We start from the raw sequence: 18,483 nt of genomic DNA, 5'->3' as shown, positions 1-18,483 counted from the left end.
GGGCCCGCGCGGGTCAGGGGGCGTGCCCCACGTGGGCCAGCGCCTGGCGCACCAGCACGTCCTGGCCGTCGTTCATCTCCGCCCCCACCACCGGGTCGGCGGCCTCCTCCGGGGTGAGCCACACCAGGTCCAGCGCGTCCTGGCGGGGCTGGCAGTCGCCCGCCACCGGGACGATGTAGGCCAGCGCCACCGCGTGCTGGCGCGGGTCGTGGAACGGCGTCACCCCCGGGGTGGGGAAGTACTCGGCGACGGTGAAGGGCTGCGGGGACGCGGGCACGCGCGGCAGCGCCACCGGGCCCAGGTCCTTCTCCAGGTGGCGCAGCAGCGCGTCGCGGACCCTCTCGTGGTACAGGACGCGGCCCGAGACCACCGACCGGTGGAAGCGGCCGTCGGCCGTCGCCCGCATCAGCAGTCCGACGCGGGTGACCTCGCCCACCTCGTCCACCCGCACCGGGACGGCCTGCACGTACATCACGGGCATGCGGCCGCGGATGCTCTCCAGTTCCCGGTCGGAGAACCAGCCGGGTCGGGTCTCGGCGGTTTCGGTCATGGGGTGCGCGGCGCGGTCCCGCCCCGGAGGGCGGGAGTGGAGCGCCGCTCCCTCCCTTCTGTGCGCTGTGCGTCGGCCCGGCCCCGGGAGGACCCGGGGCTCCAGGTGTCCCTACCGCTTCTACCGCACCTTGTACCGCACCGGGGGCCGCGGGGGCACGGTGCGGCTCGTGCCCGGAGTGTCCGAGAGAGGTTCCCATGACCGCCGGGCGGCCGGGTGGGCCGGTCCGGAAGGTCGGATGATGCCGTCCCCGCAGCCACATAGCTGAGATTTCGGGGGTTTTTCTCGGAAAAGGCCTCCCGGAACCTCTCTGTAGAGGTTACGATCTCGTACGCGGTTGCGTAGTGGAAAGATTACGTCCGGTGAGAGGTGGCCTCTAGTGGCACGGGATGTCCGGTTCCAGGATTGTCTCCCGCACACCGGTGTGGCGGTGGTCCCCGTCGAGGGCGAGATCGACCTGGCCACCGTTCCGGGACTGCGCGCCCGGCTGGCGGTCGCGGTCGGCGACCAGGCCTGCGAGTGCCTGGTCGTGGACCTGGACGGCGTCGGGTTCCTGGACGCGAGCGGGGTGGGCGCCCTGGTGGCGGCCCACCACGCCATGGCGGCCCGCGGCGGTCGCGTGGTGCTGGCCCGCCCGCGCCCGCCCGTGGCCCGGGTGCTGGAGATCCTGGGCATGGAACGGCTCTTCGACATCGTGCGCGCCCCGGCCGTGCGCTGACGGCCGGGGCGGGCGCCCCCGGTGCCCGCCCGCGCGGGCGGGCACCCCGTCGGCCCCCGGTCCGCCCGGCGCCTCCCGCGGGTGCGCCGGGGCGGGGCTCAGGCGGCGGGCCCGGGCCGGTCCGGCGACCGGTCGTCCCGCTCCAGGAACTGCGACAGCAGCTCCGGGACCGCCATGTCCGCCCAGGCCAGCCCCTGGGACAGCCCCACGTCGGACGCGGTGTACATGCCCGCGCCCGAGGCCGTGGTGGCCGACACGTGCGCCAGCCCGGCCCGGCGCTGGAACGGCGTGCGGGTGATCCGCCAGCCGATCACCGCCGCCCGCTCCAGGGTCACCGTGTCGCGCACCGCCATGCCCCGGCGCACCACCAGATAGCGCGGGTGCAGGCCGTGGCCCAGCGCCCGGTGGGAGCCGACCGCGTACCAGAACGCCACCGCGGCGAACGCCGCGCCCAGCAGCCACCAGCCCCAGGTCGGGGTGGCCTCCACCAGGTGCGTGGCGACCGGCAGCGGATTGAGCCGCTCCTCGATCTCGTGGGCGGTCTCCCACCAGGCCGCGGCGGCCAGCGAGTGCAGCCACGCCAGCGCCCCGGCCACGGCGAAGCCCCCCAGCGCGGCCCACCCGGCGCGCACCAGCCTGCGGCGCAGCGCCGCCCGCGGGTGCGCGGACAGCGGCATGTCCAGCGGCGACTCGGGGGTGCGCATCAGGTCGGCGGCCAGCTCCCGGGCGCGGGCCCGGGGCATCGGCGGGGACAGCCGGCTCTTGGCCTGCGTCTTCTCGTCGTCGGCGGCGCCCAGGCCGGTGGCGACGGCACGCACGTCCGCGCCGCGCACCGAGCGCAGCACCAGCGGCTCGTGCAGGGTGACGCCGTTGAGGCGGCGCCCCTCGACGGTCAGCGACTGGCTGTTGAGCAGGCCGCGGCGCATGACCACGGTGCCGTCGGCCTCCCGGACCAGCCGGTAGTTCCACCAGGTCTCCACCGCCACGGCCAGCAGCACGGCCGTCCCCGACAGCAGCAGGACGAGCAGGGACACCGGGAGCACGACCAGCAGCCGGCCCATCACGAACGCGCCGATCTCCGCGGTGCTGGGCAGCCCGGCCCACTCGGAGACCCACCGGTAGATCCAGCCCTCGGACTGGGCGTTGGCGCCGATCAGGGCGGCCAGGGCGCCGATCCCGATGCCCAGGGTGGCGGTGGTGGCGGGCGCGTAGGCGAACCAGCGCGGGTCCAGCCGGGCCAGCTCCAGGCCCTCGGCGTCCGGAGCCCCCTCGGCTCCCTCCGCGGCGGCGGGCGCCCCGCGGTACAGCAGCTCGCGGCGCAGCCGCTCGCCCTGGGCGGCGGTGACGTACTGGAGCTTGACCTGGTCGGATCCGGCGTCCACCTGCTCCCCGGTACCGACGGTGACCACGCACAGGCCGAAGGGGCGGGCGTAGATCGGCGCGGCCACGTCCACGCTGCGCACGCGCTCGCGCGGCACCGAGCGGTAGGCCTTGGAGAGCACGCCCGAGCGCATCTCCATGCGCTCGCCGGTGACGCGGTAGGAGACCGCCCTGAGGAACACCATGTCGAGCACGGTGAGCCCGGCGATCAGGGCCAGCGCGCCGGGCAGCGGGGCCGCCGCCCACCAGGCCAGGTCCAGTAGGACGAGGACCACGGTGCCGACGACGGCGGCGGGGACGATGAACAGGGCGCCGGCGGCGGTGTTGGCCCACACGCTGAGCGGGCTCAGTCCCTGCCAGTCGCCGGACGGACGGTCGGCCGGGCGGTCGGCCGGCCCGGTCGGGGGTCGCTGGTCCGTGCTCATGTCGCGTCTCCGGGAACGGCCTGGGTGGTCTCGGTGAGCTGGTCGGCGACCCGGGTCGCCAGGGCGTGGTCCAGGCCCGCGATCTCGATGGGCCCGGCGGCCGAGGCGGTCGTGACGGTGACGCTGGACAGCCCGAACGCCCGCTGGAGCGGGCCGCGCGCGGTGTCCACCGTCTGGATGCGCGACATGGGGGCCACCCGCCACTCCTGCCAGAACCAGCCGCTGGAGGCGTAGACGGCGGTGTCGGTGACCTCCCAGCGGTGGACCCGGTAGCGCCACCGCGGCATCACGAGGGTGATCACCAGGCCCGGGACGACGATCACGGCTGCCGCGACGAGGAACCAGAAGCGGACGGGCTCCCAGATCAGGGCGGGCACCACGGGGATGGCGGTCAGGACGACGGTCACGGCCAGCGAGCGGGTGGTCCACCAGCGGACGGCGCGGGGGTCCACCCGGTGGTGCGGCGGGCGCAGGCGCGGTGTGTCGGTGGTCATCGCGTCCACGTCTCCTTTCGGTCTCCGGGGCCCTGTCGGCCCTGCTCCTATAAAAAGTGATATCACAATGCTATGCTCACGTCATCACTTGAGAGGAAGGGAACCCCGATGTCCGAACCGATCGCCCCGGCCGCCCCCGCCTACCGCGAGGCCCCGCAGTACCGGGAGACCACCGCCAAGAGCCGCGACGGCATCGCCGTGCTGCTGGCCGCCCTGCTGGTGGTCCTCGTCGGCGGCGCCGTCGCGGCGGCGCCCCTGCTCCTGGACGCCGTCCCGCTCGTGGCCGGGCTCGTGCTCGGCGGCGTCATCGCCGTCGTCGGCCTGTTCCTCATGCTGGGGCTGACCATGGTCGCCCCCAACGAGGCCCGCGTCGTCCAGCTCTTCGGCCGCTACGTCGGCAGCGTGCGCACCGACGGCCTGCGCTGGGTCAACCCGCTGACCGAGCGCAACGCCGTCTCCACGCGCATCCGCAACCACGAGACCTCCGTCATGAAGGTCAACGACGCCTCCGGCAGCCCCATCGAGATCGCCGCCGTCGTCGTGTGGCAGGTGGAGGACACCGCGCGCGCCACCTTCGAGGTCGACGACTTCGTGGAGTTCGTGTCCATCCAGACCGAGGCGGCCGTGCGCCACATCGCCGGCCACTACCCGTACGACTCCTACGAGGCCCCGGGCGGCGCCCTGTCGCTGCGCGACAACGCCGACACCATCACCGAGCGCCTGTCGGAGGAGGTCGGCCAGCGGGTCGACGCCGCGGGCGTGCGCATCGTGGAGTCCCGCTTCACGCACCTGGCCTACGCGCCGGAGATCGCCCAGGCCATGCTCCAGCGCCAGCAGGCGGGAGCCCTGATCGCCGCCCGCGCCGAGATCGTCGAGGGCGCCGTGGGCATGGTCGACCGCGCGCTGGCGCGCCTGTCCGAGGAGCACGTGGTCGAACTCGACGAGGAGCGCAAGGCCACCATGGTCAGCAACCTGCTGGTCGTGCTGTGCTCGGACCGCCCGGCCAGCCCGGTCGTGAACACGGGGACGCTGTACCAGTAACGGGGGTGGCCGTGCCGGAGCGCAAGAAGGTGCTGCTGAGGCTCGACCCCGCCGTCCACGACGCCCTGGCGCGGTGGGCGGGACAGGAGTTGCGCAGCACCAACGCCCAGATCGAGTTCCTCCTGAGGCGCGCCCTGAACGACGCCGGACGCATGCCGACGGAGGCCGAGGACATCCCCCGACGCGGACGCCCCCGCAAGCAGGGGCCACCGGAGGACTCGCGAGGTTGACGCCCCCCGCACCACACGCCGCGCCGGGCACCCGCACGGGTGCCCGGCGCCCGGCGTCGTGAGGCCCTGCGGGCCGGCGGGGCCGAACGGGTCCGGGACCGTGCCTTCGGGGCCCTTCCGCGCCGCGGGCGGGCCGATGGGGGTGCGGGTGCCCGGCGCTCGCGTCGTGGGGCCCTGCGGACCGTCGGAGTCCGGCCGGAGCCATGCCCCCGGGGGTTCTTCCGCGCCGGGCTCCGCCCGTCCCGCTCCCGCCCCGGGGGTCGGGGCGGGAGCGGGGGCTCAGGGGGTCACAGCGCCGCCGCGGCGGCCCGCCCGGCGGTACGGCCGGAGAAGAGGCAGCCGCCCAGGAAGGTGCCCTCCAGCGCGCGGTAGCCGTGCACGCCCCCGCCGCCGAACCCGGCGACCTCGCCCGCCGCGTACACGCCCGGCAGCGGGGTGCCGTCGGCGCGCAGCACGCGGGCGTCCAGGTCGGTGTGCAGGCCGCCCAGCGTCTTGCGGGTGAGGATGCGCAGGCGCACCGCGATCAGCGGCCCCGCCTTGGGGTCCAGGACCTGGTGCGGGGAGGCCACCCGGATCAGCCGGTCGCCCCGGTAGTTGCGGGCGCCGCGGATCGCCGTCACCTGGAGGTCCTTGGTGAAGGTGTTGACCATCTCGCGGTCGCGGGCCACCACCTCGCGGGTGACGGTGTCGGCGTCCAGCGCCCCGTCGCCCGCGATCTCCCGCATCCTGGCGATGAGCGCGGGCAGCCGGTCGGCGACGGCGAAGTCCACCCCGTTCTCCTTGAACGCCTCCACCGGGCCGGGCGCCCCCGGCAGCACCCGCTTGAGGAGCAGCCTGACGTCCTTGCCGGTCAGGTCGGGGTTCTGCTCCGAGCCCGAGAGCGCGAACTCCTTCTCGATGATCTTCTGGGAGAGGACGAACCACGTGTAGTCGTGGCCGCTCTTCATGATGTGGTCCAGCGTGCCCAGGGTGTCGAAGCCGGGGAAGTACGGGGCGGGCAGCCGCTTGCCGGTGGCGTCCAGCCACAGCGACGAGGGCCCGGGCAGGATGCGGATGCCGTGGCGCGACCAGATCGGGTCCCAGTTCTGGATGCCCTCGGTGTAGTGCCACATGCGGTCGGGGTTGATGATCCGCCCGCCCGCCCGCTCGGTGATGCCGAGCATGCGCCCGTCCACGTGCTCGGGCACGCCGGACAGCATGTGCGCGGGCGGGGTGCCCAGCCGCTCGGGCCAGTTCCGGCGTACCAGGTCGTGGTCGGCGCCGATGCCGCCGGAGGTCACGACGACCGCCTGCGCGGACAGCTCGAACTCCCCGGCCGCCTCGCGGCCGCTCGCCCGGCCGCGCTCGACGCCGCTGGGGGCCAGCAGCGTGCCGCGCACCCCCGTCACGGCGCCGCCGGTCACGACCAGCTCGTCGACCCGGTGGCGGAACCGCAGGGAGACCAGGCCGCGGTCGGCGGCGGCGCGCACCCGGCGCTCGAAGGGGGCGAGCACGCCCGGCCCGGTGCCCCAGGTGATGTGGAAGCGGGGGACGGAGTTGCCGTGGCCGTCGGCGAGGTAGCCGCCGCGCTCGGCCCAGCCCACGACGGGGAACAGCCGCAGGCCCATCCGCCGCAGCCAGGAGTACTTCTCCCCGGCGGCGAAGTCCACGTACGCCTCGGCCCACCGGCGCGGCCACGCGTCCTCGGGCCGGTCGAACCCGGCGGTGCCCATCCAGTCCTGGAGCGCCAGCTCCCGGGAGTCGCGCACGCCCATGCGGCGCTGCTCGGGGGAGTCCACGAAGAACAGGCCGCCGAAGGACCAGAACGCCTGGCCGCCCAGGGACTGCTCGGGCTCCTGGTCGAGCAGGACGACGTGCTTGCCCGCGTCGGCGAGTTCGGCCGCCGCCGCCAGTCCCGCCAGGCCCGCGCCGACGACGATCACGTCGGCCTGCTCCGCTGCGCTGCTCATGGGGGTGTGTCTCCTCGGCTCGGTCGGCCGTGCCCGGGGCACGGTGTGCGCGGTGGTGACGACTGTGCTCCTTCGCCGGGCGAAGGGCAAGGGCGGTGTGTGCCCCACGCCACAGCTTTTGTCAGACGGTGACAAACCCGCCGGTATCCGGCATGGCCGCCCGGCCCGCGTGCGGGCCCCCGGGCCGTACCCGTGTGCGCGGCCGTTCGGCCCCGCGGGTCCGTTCCCGCCGCCCGCCGCCCGCCGCCCGCCGTCCCGGGCGGGACGGCGGAGGTCGCGGTGTCGGCTGGGGGCGGGAGCCGGGTACGGCGGGAGGGCCGACGGGGGCTCTTCCACGCTCCCGTGCGGAGGCCGGCGGTGGAGGTCGCGGTGTCGGGTGCGGGCCGGTGCGGAGGAGGGGGGACCCTTCCCACTCCGTCCCGCGCTTCCGGGCGGGGCGGGCGGGGGCACCGCGGCGCCCCCGCCCGCTCAGGCGCCGAAGCGGACCAGCGAGCGTCCGCCCTCGCCACGGCGCATGCGCTCGAAGGCCGCGGGGAGGTCCGCCAGCGCGATCTCGTCGGTGACCACCGCCGCCGGGCGCAGGGCGCCCGAGCGCACGCTCTCGGCGATGAGGGGGATGTCGCGGGCCGGGTCGGCGGACCCGTACACGCAGCCGCGCAGCGTCCGGGCCTGGTGGAACAGCTCCAGCGCGCTGAACGACACCGGGTCGTCGGCCGCGCCCACGCCCACCACGGTCACCGTTCCGCCGCGCCGGGCGGCGTTCCAGGCGCTGCGCACCACCCGGGCCGAGCCCACCACCTCGAACGCGTGGTCGGCGCCGCGCCCGCCGGTGAGCGCCCGCACCGCCCCGGTCAGGTGCTCGTCGGCGAGCAGGAACTCCGTGGCGCCCAGCGACCGGGCCAGCTCCTCCTTGGCGGGGGAGACGTCGACGGCCACCACCGGGTCGGCCCCGGCCAGGCGGGCCGCCTGGAGCACCGACAGCCCCACCCCGCCCAGGCCCAGGACCACGGCCGACTGCCCCGGCCGCACACGCGCCGAGTTGTTGACGGCGCCCCAGCCGGTGAGCACCGCGCACCCCAGCACGGCGGCGGTCACCGGGTCCACGCCGTCGGGCAGCGGCACCAGGGCGTCGGCGCCCACCACGGTCGCCTCGGCGAACGCCCCGCAGCCCAGGCCGGGGTGCACGGGTGTGCCGTCGGCGAGCCGGGCGTAGGGCACCGAGGCCCGGTCCAGGGCGTGCTCGCACAGGTGCGGCTCCCCGTTGCGGCAGTACCAGCAGGCGCGGCAGGCCGGGGCCCAGTTGAGGATGACGTGCTGGCCGGGGCTGACCGAGGTGACGCCCTCGCCCACGGCCTCCACGCTCCCGGTGCCCTCGTGGCCCAGCACGGCGGGCCACTTCTGCGGCAGGGTCCCGTCGGACAGGGACAGGTCGGAGTGGCACACCCCGGCGGCGGCGATGCGCACCCGCACCCGGCCGGGCCCGGGGTCGGGCAGCACCACGTCGCGGATCTCGGGGGGCGTGCCCGGTGAGGAGAAGACGGCGGCCTTGACGGTCGTACTCATGGGAGGAACTCCAATCGCGGACTGCCGCGATCCTAGCGATACCGACCGGTCGGTAGAAGAACGGGGTTCGGTTGTCCCTGTAATCACCTGACGCGTTTTTTATTCTTTTTGACCGGTGTTTTGTCCGCCCCCGGTGATCATGGGATCAGGGAGGCACCATGGTCAATCCTGTCTGGGTGGGCACCCTCATGTTCGGCGAAGTGCCGATCGGGGTGCGCCTCTACAGCGCCCGCGAGCGCCGCGGCCCGGTCCTGCACCAGTTCGAGCGCGGCACCGCCGACCGCATCCGCTACGTCCGCGTCAACGAGCGCACCGGCGAGGAGGTCCCCGCCGAGAAGATCGTGCGCGGCGCCCGCACCGCCCTGGAGGACGAGTACGTCGTCCTGGAGCCGGAGGAGCTGGAGGCCCTCCTCCCGCACGGGTCGCGCACCATGCGCATCGAGGGGTTCGTCTCCGAGGGCTCGGTGGGGCCCCTGTGGTACGCCTCCACCTACTACATGGCCCCGCGCGACCCCGCCGACGCCCGGCCCTACCGGCTGCTCCACTCCGCCCTGGACCGGAGCCGCCGGGCGGGCACCGCCACCGTCGTCCTGCGCGACCGCGAGTCGCCGGTCCTCATCGAGCCGACCCGGGGCGTGCTGGCGGCCTCCACCCTGTGGTGGCCCGACGAGGTGCGCGCGCCCGACGACGTCATGCCGCCGGTGCCCTACACCGCGCTGGGCAGGGAGGAGCTGGCGCTGGCCTCCGAACTGGTCGCCTCGCTGTCCGCCGACTGGGACCCCGCGCGCTACGAGGACAGCTACGGGCGCCGCCTCACCGAACTGGTCCGGGCCAAGGCCGAGGAGGAGACCATCGTCCACCGGCCCGGCGAGCCCGAGCGCCCGCACCGCGCCGGGGACGCCGCGGACGGCGCCCTCCAGGAGGCGCTGCGCCGCAGCCTGCCGCACGGGCGGGCCCCCGGCCCGCGTCAGCCGTCGCGGGGGCAGGGGCGGCGCACCAAGCGCGAGCTGCTCCGGCGCGCCTCGGAGCTGGAGGTGCCGGGCCGCTCCAAGATGAACCGCGAGGAGCTGGAGGAGGCGGTCGCCCGGGCGGGCGGGCGCTGACCGCGCGAGGCCCCGCCCCGGCGGGGCCGCCGTGTTTACCGGACCGTGCCCCTTGGCCCGGCCCCCGCGCGGGTATCCCCTCTTCGAACGGGCGAACCCCGAGGTGGCGCACGGTGGTCAAAACCTGTACCACCGCGGGTGCCCGTCCACTCAACGGTCTCACTGGGAGGTTCGATGAAGAACCCGGCCGGTCCGGTGGCGGTTCGACGGCACTACCTGATGTGCCGCCCCACCTACTTCGCGGTCGACTACGCGATCAACCCCTGGATGGACCCCGCCGCCGGGGTCGACCGGGACAGGGCGATCCGCCAATGGGAGGCGCTGCGCGACCTCTACCTGGACCTGGGGCACGAGGTCCACGAGATCGCCCCCATCGAGGGCCTGCCCGACATGGTGTTCGCCGCCAACGGCGCCCTGGTGGTGGACGGAAGGGTCTACGGCGCCCGCTTCGCCAGCGCGGAGCGCACCCCCGAGGGCCCCGCCTACCTGGAGTGGTTCCGGGCCCACGGGTACACCGAGACCCGCGAGCCCAAGAGCGTCAACGAGGGTGAGGGCGACTTCATCACCCTGGACGAGGTCGTCCTGGCCGGCACGGGGTTCCGCACCGAGGCGGCCGCGCACCAGGAGGCCGAGCGCTTCCTGGGCCGCCCCGTGGTGACGCTGCAACTGGCGGACCCGCGCTTCTACCACCTGGACACGGCCCTGTTCGCGCTGTCGGGCGACCGCGTCGCCTACTACCCGGGCGCGTTCTCCGCGGGCAGCCGCAAGGTCCTGGAGGCCCTGTTCCCCGACGCGCTCCTGGCCACCGAGGAGGACGCGGCCGTCCTGGGCCTCAACGCGGTCTGCGACGGCCGCAACGTGGTCGTGGCCGCCGAGGCGACCGCCCTGGCCGCCCGGCTGCGCGCCGAGGGCCTGGCCGTGCACCCGGTGGAGATGGACGAGCTGCGCAGGGCCGGCGGCGGCGCCAAGTGCTGCACGCTGGAGCTGCGCCCCCCGCGGGAGTAGGGACGCCGGCGGGTCCGCGCCGGCGGCGCTCCACGGTGCCGCCGGCGGGCCGGGACCGGCCGGGGGACACGGGCGGGGGCCGCGCGGGCGCGCGGTCCGCGCCCGGCCCGAACCCCCGGCGGAACGTGGGATGCGTCACGCCGTCCGGGAGGGGCCCGACCGTCGCCACAGGTCACCCGGCCGCCGCCGATCCCGGGGGCGCGGACCCCCGCCGGCGGGGGTCCGCCGGCCCTGGCACGGGCCGCGCGGATCACTAGGGTTCGGCAGGGTGAAGACCGAACAGCGCAGGCTCCCGCGCGGGATCCGCGAACAGCTGATGATCGACGCCGCCGTCGCGGCTTTCTCCCGGGGCGACTACCACACGGTGCGCGTCGAGGAGATCGCCGAGGCCGCGGGCACCTCCAAGCCGACGATGTACCACTACCTGGGCTCCAAGGAGGGGATCTTCAACGCCTGCGTGCGCCGCGAGTCGGAGCGCCTCGTCGAGGTCCTGCGCGCCGCCGTCCACGACCCCGGGGCCCCGGGCGGAGACGACCCCCTGCGCCGCGGGTTCCGCGCCTTCTTCGGGTTCGTGGTCGCCCACCGCGGGAGCTGGACCGTGCTGTACCGCCGGGCCGCCGCCGGCCCGGCCGCCGCGGCGGTGGGCGGGGCCCGCGAACGCGTGCTGGCCGAGGTCACCGAACTCATCACCACCTGCGGGGAGCTGCCCGAGGGCACCCGCGAGCGCGACGCCGCGCTGCTGGCGCGGATCGCGGTGAGCACCGCCGACGCCTTCGCCGACTGGCTGCTGGACCACCCCGAGGAGAGCCCCGACACCCTGGCCGACCACGTCGCGGCGCTGACCTGGGCCCACCTGGAGATGCGGGGCGCCCCGGCCGGGGCGTGAGCCCAGTGCTCCGCCCCGGGCGCCGGAACGCCCCGCGGACCCCCGCCCGGTGCGCCCGTCCAGCGCACGGGGCCGGGGCCGACCGCCCCCCGTTCCCCGGCGTACCCGCGCCGCCCCCGGGTCAGCCCCGGCGGCCGTGGTTCAGCGCCAGGACGCCGACCAGGTCGTAGGCGACGTGGGAGGCCGCGGTCGAGGTGATCTGGGCGTGGTCGTAGGCCGGCGCGACCTCCACCACGTCCGCGCCCACCAGGTTGCAGGCCGACAGCCCGCGCAGGATCTCCAGCAGCTCGCGGCTGGTCAGCCCGCCCGCCTCGGGGGTGCCGGTGCCGGGAGCGTGCGCCGGGTCCAGGACGTCGATGTCCACCGACATGTACAGCGGACGGTCGCCGATCCGCCCGCGCAGCGCGTCGGCGACCTCGTCCACCCCCCGGCGCATGACGTCGGCCGAGGTGACGATCCCGAAGCCGAAGCGGCGGTCCTCCTCCAGGTCCCTCTTGCCGTACAGCGGGCCCCGGGTGCCCACGTGGCTGATCGCCTCCGTGTCGAGGATGCCCTCCTCCACGGCCCGGCGGAAGGGGGTGCCGTGGGTGTAGGGCTCGCCGAAGTAGGTGTCCCAGGTGTCCAGGTGGGCGTCGAAGTGCAGCATCGCGATCGGCCCGTGCTCGCGGTGCAGCGCGCGCAGCAGCGGCAGCGCGATGGTGTGGTCGCCGCCCAGGGTGACCAGGCGGGTGCCCGCCCGCGCGAACGCGGTGGCCGCCTCGTCGACGGTCTCCACGGCGTCGCCGATGGAGAAGGGGTTGACCGCGATGTCGCCGCCGTCGACCACCTGGGCGGCGGCGAACGGGGACACGTCCAGGCCCGGGTTGTAGGGGCGCAGCAGCCGGCTGGCCTCGCGGATCGCGGAGGGGCCGAACCGGGCGCCGGGGCGGTAGGAGACGCCGCTGTCGAAGGGGACGCCGACCACGGCGATGTCGGCGCGCTCGACCTGGTCGATGCGGGGCAGCCGGGCGAACGTCGCCGGTCCGGCGAAACGCGGGACCAGGCTGGAGTCGGTGGGTCCGATCGGTGCGCTCATCGGGCGTCGGTGCCCCTCTCGTGGTCGGTGCGGTCGCGCGGGGTGCTCGGAGCGGCCGGCGGGGCCGCGGGCCGCACGCGCTCCGGCCAGGGTAGGCGGGAAGCCGGGGCCCATCCAGTGGACGGAACGTACAATCCGTAGTGCCCCGTCGGACGGAACATCCAAGGCGGGCGGCCCGGGCCGCCCTCGGCCGCCGGAGGCGCGGGGGAGGGGGCGCGGTGGAGGGCGAGCACGGAGAGGTCCGCGGCGTCGCGCTGGGCGCGGTGCTGGCCCGCCGCGACCTGGAGCTGCGGGTCCTGGTCCCGGGCGACCCGGAGGTGTCCTGGGCGGTGTCCAGCGAGCTGGCCGACCCCACCCCCTACCTGCGCGGCGGCGAACTGCTGCTGACGGCGGGCAGCTCCCTGCCCGCGGACGCCGCGGGGACGGGCGCCCGCGTCCGCGCCCTGGCCGGCGCCGGTGTCGCGGCCCTCGGCTTCGGCCTCACCCCGGTCCACGACGCCGTCCCCGCCGCCCTGGCCGAGCAGTGCCGCCTGCTCGGGCTGCCCCTGTTCGAGGTGCCCCGCACCACACCGTTCGCCGCCGTGGTCCGCGCCGTCGCCGAGGCCCTGGAGGAGGGGCGCTCGCGGGACCTGCGCCGCCTGGGGGAGGCCCACCGCGACATGGCGCGCGCCGTCTCCGGACCCGACCCGGCCGGGCGCGTCCTGCGCGAGCTGGCCGCGGCCCTGGACGCCTGGGCGCTGCTGGCGCGGCCCGACGGGACGGTGGCGCACGCGGCCGGCGGCGCTCCCGCCGGCCCGGGCCCGGAGGCCGCCGAGCTGCTGGGCCGCCTCACCGCCCCGGCCGGGCCGCGCAGCGCCAAGACCCGGCTGGCGGACGACGAGTTGTTCTGGCACACCGTCGGCGCGCCGCCCCGCGGCCCCGGGGTGCTGCTGGTGGGCCGCCCCGCGCCGCTGGGCGCCACCGACCGCGCCGTGCTGCGCACCGCCACCGCCCTGCTCGACCTGGTCGCCCGCCCGGTCCCCGCGCCGCCCCCGGTGCCCGGAGCGCTGGTCGCCGCGCTGCTGCTGGAGGGCGACCCCGCGGGGGCCGCGGCCCGGCTCCTGGCCGGACCGGCCGGGGACCCGGCGGCGACCCGCTTCCGGGTCCTGCGCGCCGTCCCCGCGGACCGCGGGGACGGCGGAGCCCCGCCGCCGCTGCCCACCGCCGTGGCCGGGCTGCTGCCGGACGGGACCCTGCGCGCGGTTCTGGCCGACCGGGGCGCCGACGCCCACCGGGCCGACCTGGACGGGCTCGCCCGGCACGGGTGGACCGGGGCGGTCGGCGACCCGGTGGCGCCCCCGGGCCTGCCCGCGGCCGACCGCCGGGCCGCCGCCCTGCTGGCCCGGGCCCGCTCCGCGGGGGCCCCGCTGCTGTGGGAGGAGGACGGCGACCCCTTCGCGGAACTGCTCGACGCGGGGGCGGCCGACGCCCTGGCCCGCCGGGTGCTGGGCCCGCTCGCGGGGGACGGCGCCGACGCCCGCGAGCTGCGCGCCACCCTGCGCGCCTGGCTGGCCCGGCACGGCGGCTGGGACCGGGCGGCGGCCGACCTGGGCGTGCACCGCAACAGCGTCCGCTACCGGATCGGCCGGATCGAGCGCGCGCTGGGCGCGGACCTGGGGGACCCGGAGCAGCGGATGCGGCTGTGGTTCGCGCTCACCCGCCTGCCCGGGGACTGAGCCGCGGGTCCGCGCGTCCAGGGCCCGGCCCCGCCGCGGACCCCGTCCGGGGCGCCCTTCCGGCACGGCCCGGCGCTTCCTCGCACCACGGCGCACGGGCCCGCGGCGCCGGCGGGTCCCCGTGCGCGCCGGCGCGGAGCGGCCGCCGGCCGCCGCGGCCCGCGCCGAGGGGATCGTCGGCCGACCGGTTCCGCCGACCCGCCCTGGCCGTATCCGGCCAATTGCGCGGGATCCCTTGCATAACGGCTGTTCTCGAAACTCCCGATGGTGGAAGCTGAGGGGCCACTCTGCGGCACTCCGGGTAGGAAACGGAGGCGCAGAGGGGGTTCGGCTTCCGAAACGCGCGTCTGTCGCGGTTCACTCGGCGACGCCGAATCCGAAGCAGGAGACTGGACGGACGCCACCGCGAACACGAGGCCAGGGAGCCCCATGTCGTTTCCCCCGTTGGACACGGCCCTGCCCGCAGGGGTCGACGCCCGCGAGCACGCCCTCATGCTGCGCCGGATGCACGACGCGTCCGTCAGCGGGCGGCCCGTGCCCGGCGCCCGCCTGCGTCCGGTCATCGAGGACTCCTGGAACCGGATGCGGCGCTTCGGCATCGACCCCGACGCCGGGCCGCCGACCCGGGTGATCTCGCCCGACGAGCTGCACCGCCGCCGCCAGGAGTCCCCCATCGCCGAGGTGCTGCCGCTCATCCGCCGGTCCCTGGTGTCGGTGGCCGACGAGGCCGACCACATCATGCTGGTCACCGACGCCTCGGGCCAGGTGCTCTGGCGGGACGGCTCGCACCGCATCCGCACCATCGGCGACCGCGTCGGCCTCGTCGAGGGCGCCTACTGGAACGAGGGCAGCACCGGCACCAACGCCATCGGCACCGCCCTGGTGGTGGGCAGGCCGGTGCAGGTGTACTCGGCCGAGCACTTCGTGCGCAGCCTGCACTCGCTCACCTGCGCCTGCGCCCCCGTCCACGACCCGCGCGACGGGCGGCTGCTGGGAGCCGTCGACGTCACCGGCCCGGTGGCCACCGTGCACCCCTCCACCCTGGCCCTGGTCAGCGCCGTCGCCCAGCTGGCCGAGGCCCACCTGCAGAGCATCCACCACACCCACCTGGAACGGCTGCGGGCGGTGTCCGCGCCGCTGCTGGCCGGCGTTCGGGAACGGGCCCTGGTGGTCGACGAGACCGGCTGGACCGCGGCGGTCGCCAACATGGAGCCGGTCCGCCGCGTCCTGCTGCCCAAGCACCGCGAGAGCGGCACCGCCTGGCTGCCCGCCCTGGGGGAGTGCTCCCTGGAGCCGCTGCCCGGCGGCTGGCTCGTGCGCCCCCGCTCCGGCGAGGACGCCGCGCCCTCCACGGTCACCCTGGACCTGTCCGGGCCCGCCCCGGCGGTCACGGTCGAGGGCAGCAGCGGCAGCTGGGCGCACCGGCCCACCCCGCGCCACGCCGAGCTGCTGCTGTTGCTGGCGGTGAACCGCTCCGGGCGCACCGCGGCCCAGCTGTCCCACGACGTGTTCGGCGCGGTGGGCCACGTGGTGACGGTCCGCGCCGAGCTGTCCCGGCTCCGCCGCCACCTGGGCGGACTCGTGGAGAGCCGCCCCTACCGGTTCAGCGAGGACGTCGTGGTGCGCATCGTGCTGCCGGAGTTCCCCCCGGACGTGCTGCCCGGGTCCGACGCGCCGGGCGTGCGCGAACTCCGGTCCCGGATGGGCTCCAGTGACCGCCTGATTCCCCTGGGTGTCGAGTTCGCAACCTAGTGCAACCGTTGCGCGAGGGGGCCGGGACGCGTTTCATGGGGTGTGCGCGGCCCCTGCCGGGGCGGTCGTCGGGCAAGAGAGGGCGCGACGGCCGCCGCAACCGGGAGCGGTACCGACGTCCGCCGTCTCCGGGGCCTTGAGGGGGGCCCTTGGGGAACGGCGGACGCGTCCACAGGCCGGAGGTGGGCCCGGGACCTCGGGGGAGTCCCCGGGCCGTCCGCGCATCGGCGGTGCCCCGGTACGGTCTCTCCGGGGCGCCGCCGCTCTTCGTCCCCGTCCGGCTCAGTCCCCGGTCCGCGCCGGGGCCGAGCCCCGCCGCTCCGCCTCCTGCGCCGCCGGCACGCACTGGAGGCAGTCCATCCGGAAGACCTCCTCGCCGTCGACGGTGCCCACGAACGTGCCCGGCAGCCCGTCGTCCCCGGCCGGGCGGGCGACCAGCGCCTCGCGCGACAGCTCACCCTGGAACCGGACCGGGACACCCTCCTCGGTCTCCCCGGTGCAGTGCACGACGGTCGCCCCGCCGCGCTCGGCGGCCCCGGCCTGCGGGGAGGGCGAGGCGCCGGCGGGCGGGGTCGCCGAGCATTCCAGGCCCCCGGCGAGCGGGTGGCCCTCGCGGGCGAAGGCGCGCTCGGCCCCCGGGCGCAGCACGGTCACCGCCAGCGCCTCGGCGGTCCGGCGCAGCTCCACGGCGACGGGGTCGGCCTCCGTCGCGGGCGAGCACGAGACGACGGCCCAGGCCGCGCCCGCCAGCAGGACCGCCAGCGGCGCACGGACCGCGGTCGAGCGGACTCCCATGGCTTCCCCCTCCTCGGGTCGGCCCACCGCGGCGGTGGGTCCGCCCCCACGGTCGCCGAGGGCCGCGCGGGCGCACCGCTCCGACACGGTCACCGACAGTGAAATATCCTCCATGAATCGGTTATGGCCGGGTGCGTCGCGGCCCCGGCGCGGGTACCCCCGCACCGACGGCCCGTACCGGCCGCGCCCACCGGGGGAGGCGTGATGAACAGCACGAGTCGCCTCCCCGCCGGGCGGCCGGACGGGGCCCTGGGCTACACTCGGTGCATTTACCGAACCGTGTCCGCACACGGCTCACCCGTACCGGCCGCCGCACCGGCACCGCTCCCGGCGCCGCCGGGGCGCGGGAGCCGTGTGAACCGCCGGACCGCCGCGGGCGTCGAAACCAGGACCGGAGACGGCCCCGGCCACGGCACCGCGCCGGCAACACCCGACCGTCCTTCCCAACGGAGGTGGATCGTGTCCACTGACCCCCGAGAGCAACAGCCCGACCGCCAGGGCTCGCGCATCGACCCGCACGTCGGCCGCTACGCACGCCGAGCACAGGGCATGGTCGCATCGGAGGTCCGGGCACTCTTCGCCGTCGCATCCCGCCCGGAGGTCGTCTCCCTGGCCGGGGGCATGCCCAACGTGGCCGCCCTGCCGCTGGAGCCGTTCGGCGAGCTGGTCAAGGACGTCGTCGCCGAGGAGGGCGCGGCCGCGCTCCAGTACGGCTCCGCCCAGGGCGACCCCGTCCTGCGCGAGCAGCTGTGCGAGTACATGAAGCTGGAGGGCATCGACGCCGCCCCCGACGACGTCATCGTCACCGTCGGCTCCCAGCAGGCCCTGGACCTCATCACCCGGGTCTTCGTCGACCCCGGCGACGTGGTCCTCACCGAGGCCCCCACCTACGTCACCGCCATCAACACCTTCGCCGCCTTCCAGGCCGACATCCGCCACGTGGGCATGGACGAGCAGGGAGTCGTCCCCGAGGAGCTGGAGGAGGCGCTGGTCCGGGCCGAGCTGGACGGGCGGCCGGTCAAGTTCTTCTACACGATCCCCAACTTCCAGAACCCGGCCGGGATCACCATGAGCGCCGCGCGCCGGGCCGCCGTGAGCGAGACCTGCCGCCGCCACGGCGTGCTCATCGTCGAGGACAACCCCTACGGCCTGCTCCGCTACGACGGGGAGCCGCAGCCCACCCTCTACTCCCAGGGCGAGGGGAACGTCGTCTACCTGGGCTCGCTGTCCAAGACCCTCTCGCCGGGCCTGCGCATCGGCTGGGCCCTGGCCCCGGCCGCGGTCCGCGCCAAGCTCGTGCTGGCCGCCGAGTCCGCGATGCTCAGCCACTCCACCTTCAACCAGCTGGTGGTGCGCCGCTACTTCCGCAAGTTCCCGTGGAAGGAGCAGATCAAGGCGTTCAACGGCATGTACAGCGAGCGCCGCGACGCCCTGCTCGCCGCACTCGGCGCGATGATGCCGCAGGGCTGCACCTGGACGCGCCCCGAGGGCGGGTTCTTCGTCTGGGCGACCCTGCCCGAGGGCATCGACGCCAAGGCCATGCTGCCCCGCGCCGTCACCGAGCGCGTCGCCTACGTGCCGGGCACCGGCTTCTACGCCGACGGCCGCGGCCGGCAGAGCATGCGCCTCAGCTTCTGCTACCCCACCCCGGAGCAGATCCGGGAGGGCGTGCGGCGCCTGGTCGGCGCCATCGAGGGGGAGGTGGACCTGCGTGATACGTTCGGCACCACCCTCGCCCCGCCCGGCGAGGGCGACCAGGCACCCGCACCCGACACGCCCTGACCCCGAGGGGCCGACGAGCA

Annotated in this window: 16 protein-coding genes; 9 read left to right on the top strand and 7 right to left on the bottom strand. The window is 76.0% G+C overall.

Annotation, left to right across the window (positions count from 1 at the left end; translation table 11 throughout):
* Window positions 1-13: 13 nt before the first annotated feature.
* The gene (locus BUE45_RS01760) at window positions 14-550 is read right to left on the bottom strand and encodes an NUDIX hydrolase family protein (RefSeq protein ID WP_073374196.1); all 537 of its coding nucleotides are present in this window, start codon (window positions 548-550) and stop codon (window positions 14-16) included.
* A 379-nt stretch (window positions 551-929) separates the two neighbouring features.
* Here BUE45_RS01760 and BUE45_RS01755 point away from each other — a divergent pair, with 379 nt between their 5' ends.
* Entirely contained in the window at window positions 930-1,268 is a 339-nt protein-coding gene (locus BUE45_RS01755) for an STAS domain-containing protein (protein ID WP_073374194.1), read from the top strand.
* Between the two features lie 98 nt (window positions 1,269-1,366).
* Here BUE45_RS01755 and BUE45_RS01750 read toward each other — a convergent pair whose 3' ends face one another.
* Both BUE45_RS01750 and BUE45_RS01745 read right to left on the bottom strand, forming a co-directional pair.
* The gene (locus BUE45_RS01750) at window positions 1,367-3,073 is read right to left on the bottom strand and encodes a PH domain-containing protein (protein WP_073374192.1); all 1,707 of its coding nucleotides are present in this window, start codon (window positions 3,071-3,073) and stop codon (window positions 1,367-1,369) included.
* The gene (locus BUE45_RS01745; protein WP_073374190.1) at window positions 3,070-3,567 is read right to left on the bottom strand and encodes a PH domain-containing protein; all 498 of its coding nucleotides are present in this window, start codon (window positions 3,565-3,567) and stop codon (window positions 3,070-3,072) included. Before BUE45_RS01745 ends, BUE45_RS01750 begins: the two co-directional genes overlap by 4 nt.
* A gap of 108 nt (window positions 3,568-3,675) precedes the next feature.
* On the opposite strand from BUE45_RS01745, the gene BUE45_RS01740 reads away from it, so the two are divergent.
* Together BUE45_RS01740 and BUE45_RS01735 are read left to right on the top strand one after the other, a co-directional pair.
* Window positions 3,676-4,608 carry an SPFH domain-containing protein gene (locus BUE45_RS01740; protein WP_073374188.1) on the top strand — a complete coding sequence of 311 codons (933 nt, stop codon included), beginning with the start codon at window positions 3,676-3,678 and terminating at the stop codon, window positions 4,606-4,608.
* Window positions 4,609-4,619: 11 nt separating this feature from the next.
* Entirely contained in the window at window positions 4,620-4,838 is a 219-nt protein-coding gene (locus BUE45_RS01735; RefSeq protein ID WP_073375279.1) for a type II toxin-antitoxin system antitoxin, read from the top strand.
* A 287-nt stretch (window positions 4,839-5,125) separates the two neighbouring features.
* Here the strand turns inward: BUE45_RS01735 and BUE45_RS01730 are convergent, their stop codons facing one another.
* Both BUE45_RS01730 and BUE45_RS01725 read right to left on the bottom strand, forming a co-directional pair.
* Window positions 5,126-6,787, bottom strand: a complete 1,662-nt coding sequence (locus tag BUE45_RS01730; protein WP_073374185.1) for an FAD-binding dehydrogenase — start codon at window positions 6,785-6,787, stop codon at window positions 5,126-5,128.
* A 468-nt stretch (window positions 6,788-7,255) separates the two neighbouring features.
* Window positions 7,256-8,350: a zinc-binding dehydrogenase gene (locus BUE45_RS01725; RefSeq protein ID WP_073374183.1), complete on the bottom strand. Its 1,095-nt coding sequence runs from the start codon at window positions 8,348-8,350 to the stop codon at window positions 7,256-7,258.
* Window positions 8,351-8,508: 158 nt separating this feature from the next.
* Here BUE45_RS01725 and ku point away from each other — a divergent pair, with 158 nt between their 5' ends.
* From ku to BUE45_RS01710, 3 genes are all read left to right on the top strand, one after another.
* Window positions 8,509-9,453, top strand: coding sequence for a non-homologous end joining protein Ku (ku, locus tag BUE45_RS01720; RefSeq protein ID WP_073374181.1), 945 nt, complete (start codon window positions 8,509-8,511; stop codon window positions 9,451-9,453).
* Between the two features lie 174 nt (window positions 9,454-9,627).
* Entirely contained in the window at window positions 9,628-10,458 is an 831-nt protein-coding gene (gene ddaH / locus BUE45_RS01715) for a dimethylargininase (RefSeq protein ID WP_073374179.1), read from the top strand.
* Between the two features lie 268 nt (window positions 10,459-10,726).
* Window positions 10,727-11,344: a TetR/AcrR family transcriptional regulator gene (locus tag BUE45_RS01710; protein WP_218619475.1), complete on the top strand. Its 618-nt coding sequence runs from the start codon at window positions 10,727-10,729 to the stop codon at window positions 11,342-11,344.
* 121 nt (window positions 11,345-11,465) lie between these two features.
* On the opposite strand, the gene speB is transcribed toward BUE45_RS01710, so the two are convergent.
* Window positions 11,466-12,419, bottom strand: a complete 954-nt coding sequence (gene speB, locus BUE45_RS01705; protein WP_073374177.1) for an agmatinase — start codon at window positions 12,417-12,419, stop codon at window positions 11,466-11,468.
* Window positions 12,420-12,637: 218 nt separating this feature from the next.
* Between speB and BUE45_RS01700 the strand changes: the two genes are divergently transcribed.
* Complete coding sequence (locus BUE45_RS01700) at window positions 12,638-14,134, top strand: helix-turn-helix domain-containing protein (RefSeq protein WP_073374175.1); 1,497 nt, start codon at window positions 12,638-12,640, stop codon at window positions 14,132-14,134.
* A 429-nt stretch (window positions 14,135-14,563) separates the two neighbouring features.
* Window positions 14,564-15,886: a GAF domain-containing protein gene (locus BUE45_RS01695; RefSeq protein WP_073374173.1), complete on the top strand. Its 1,323-nt coding sequence runs from the start codon at window positions 14,564-14,566 to the stop codon at window positions 15,884-15,886.
* A gap of 282 nt (window positions 15,887-16,168) precedes the next feature.
* On the opposite strand, the gene BUE45_RS01690 is transcribed toward BUE45_RS01695, so the two are convergent.
* Window positions 16,169-16,795 carry a hypothetical protein gene (locus BUE45_RS01690; RefSeq protein WP_245832701.1) on the bottom strand — a complete coding sequence of 209 codons (627 nt, stop codon included), beginning with the start codon at window positions 16,793-16,795 and terminating at the stop codon, window positions 16,169-16,171.
* Between the two features lie 435 nt (window positions 16,796-17,230).
* Between BUE45_RS01690 and BUE45_RS01685 the strand changes: the two genes are divergently transcribed.
* Complete coding sequence (locus BUE45_RS01685; RefSeq protein WP_073374172.1) at window positions 17,231-18,463, top strand: aminotransferase-like domain-containing protein; 1,233 nt, start codon at window positions 17,231-17,233, stop codon at window positions 18,461-18,463.
* The last annotated feature ends 20 nt before the right edge of the window (window positions 18,464-18,483 follow it).

This window comes from Nocardiopsis flavescens (assembly GCF_900141985.1).
In the GTDB taxonomy this organism is placed as follows: Bacteria; Actinomycetota; Actinomycetes; order Streptosporangiales; family Streptosporangiaceae; genus Nocardiopsis; species Nocardiopsis flavescens.
This window is presented reverse-complemented; position numbering and strand designations above follow the sequence as displayed.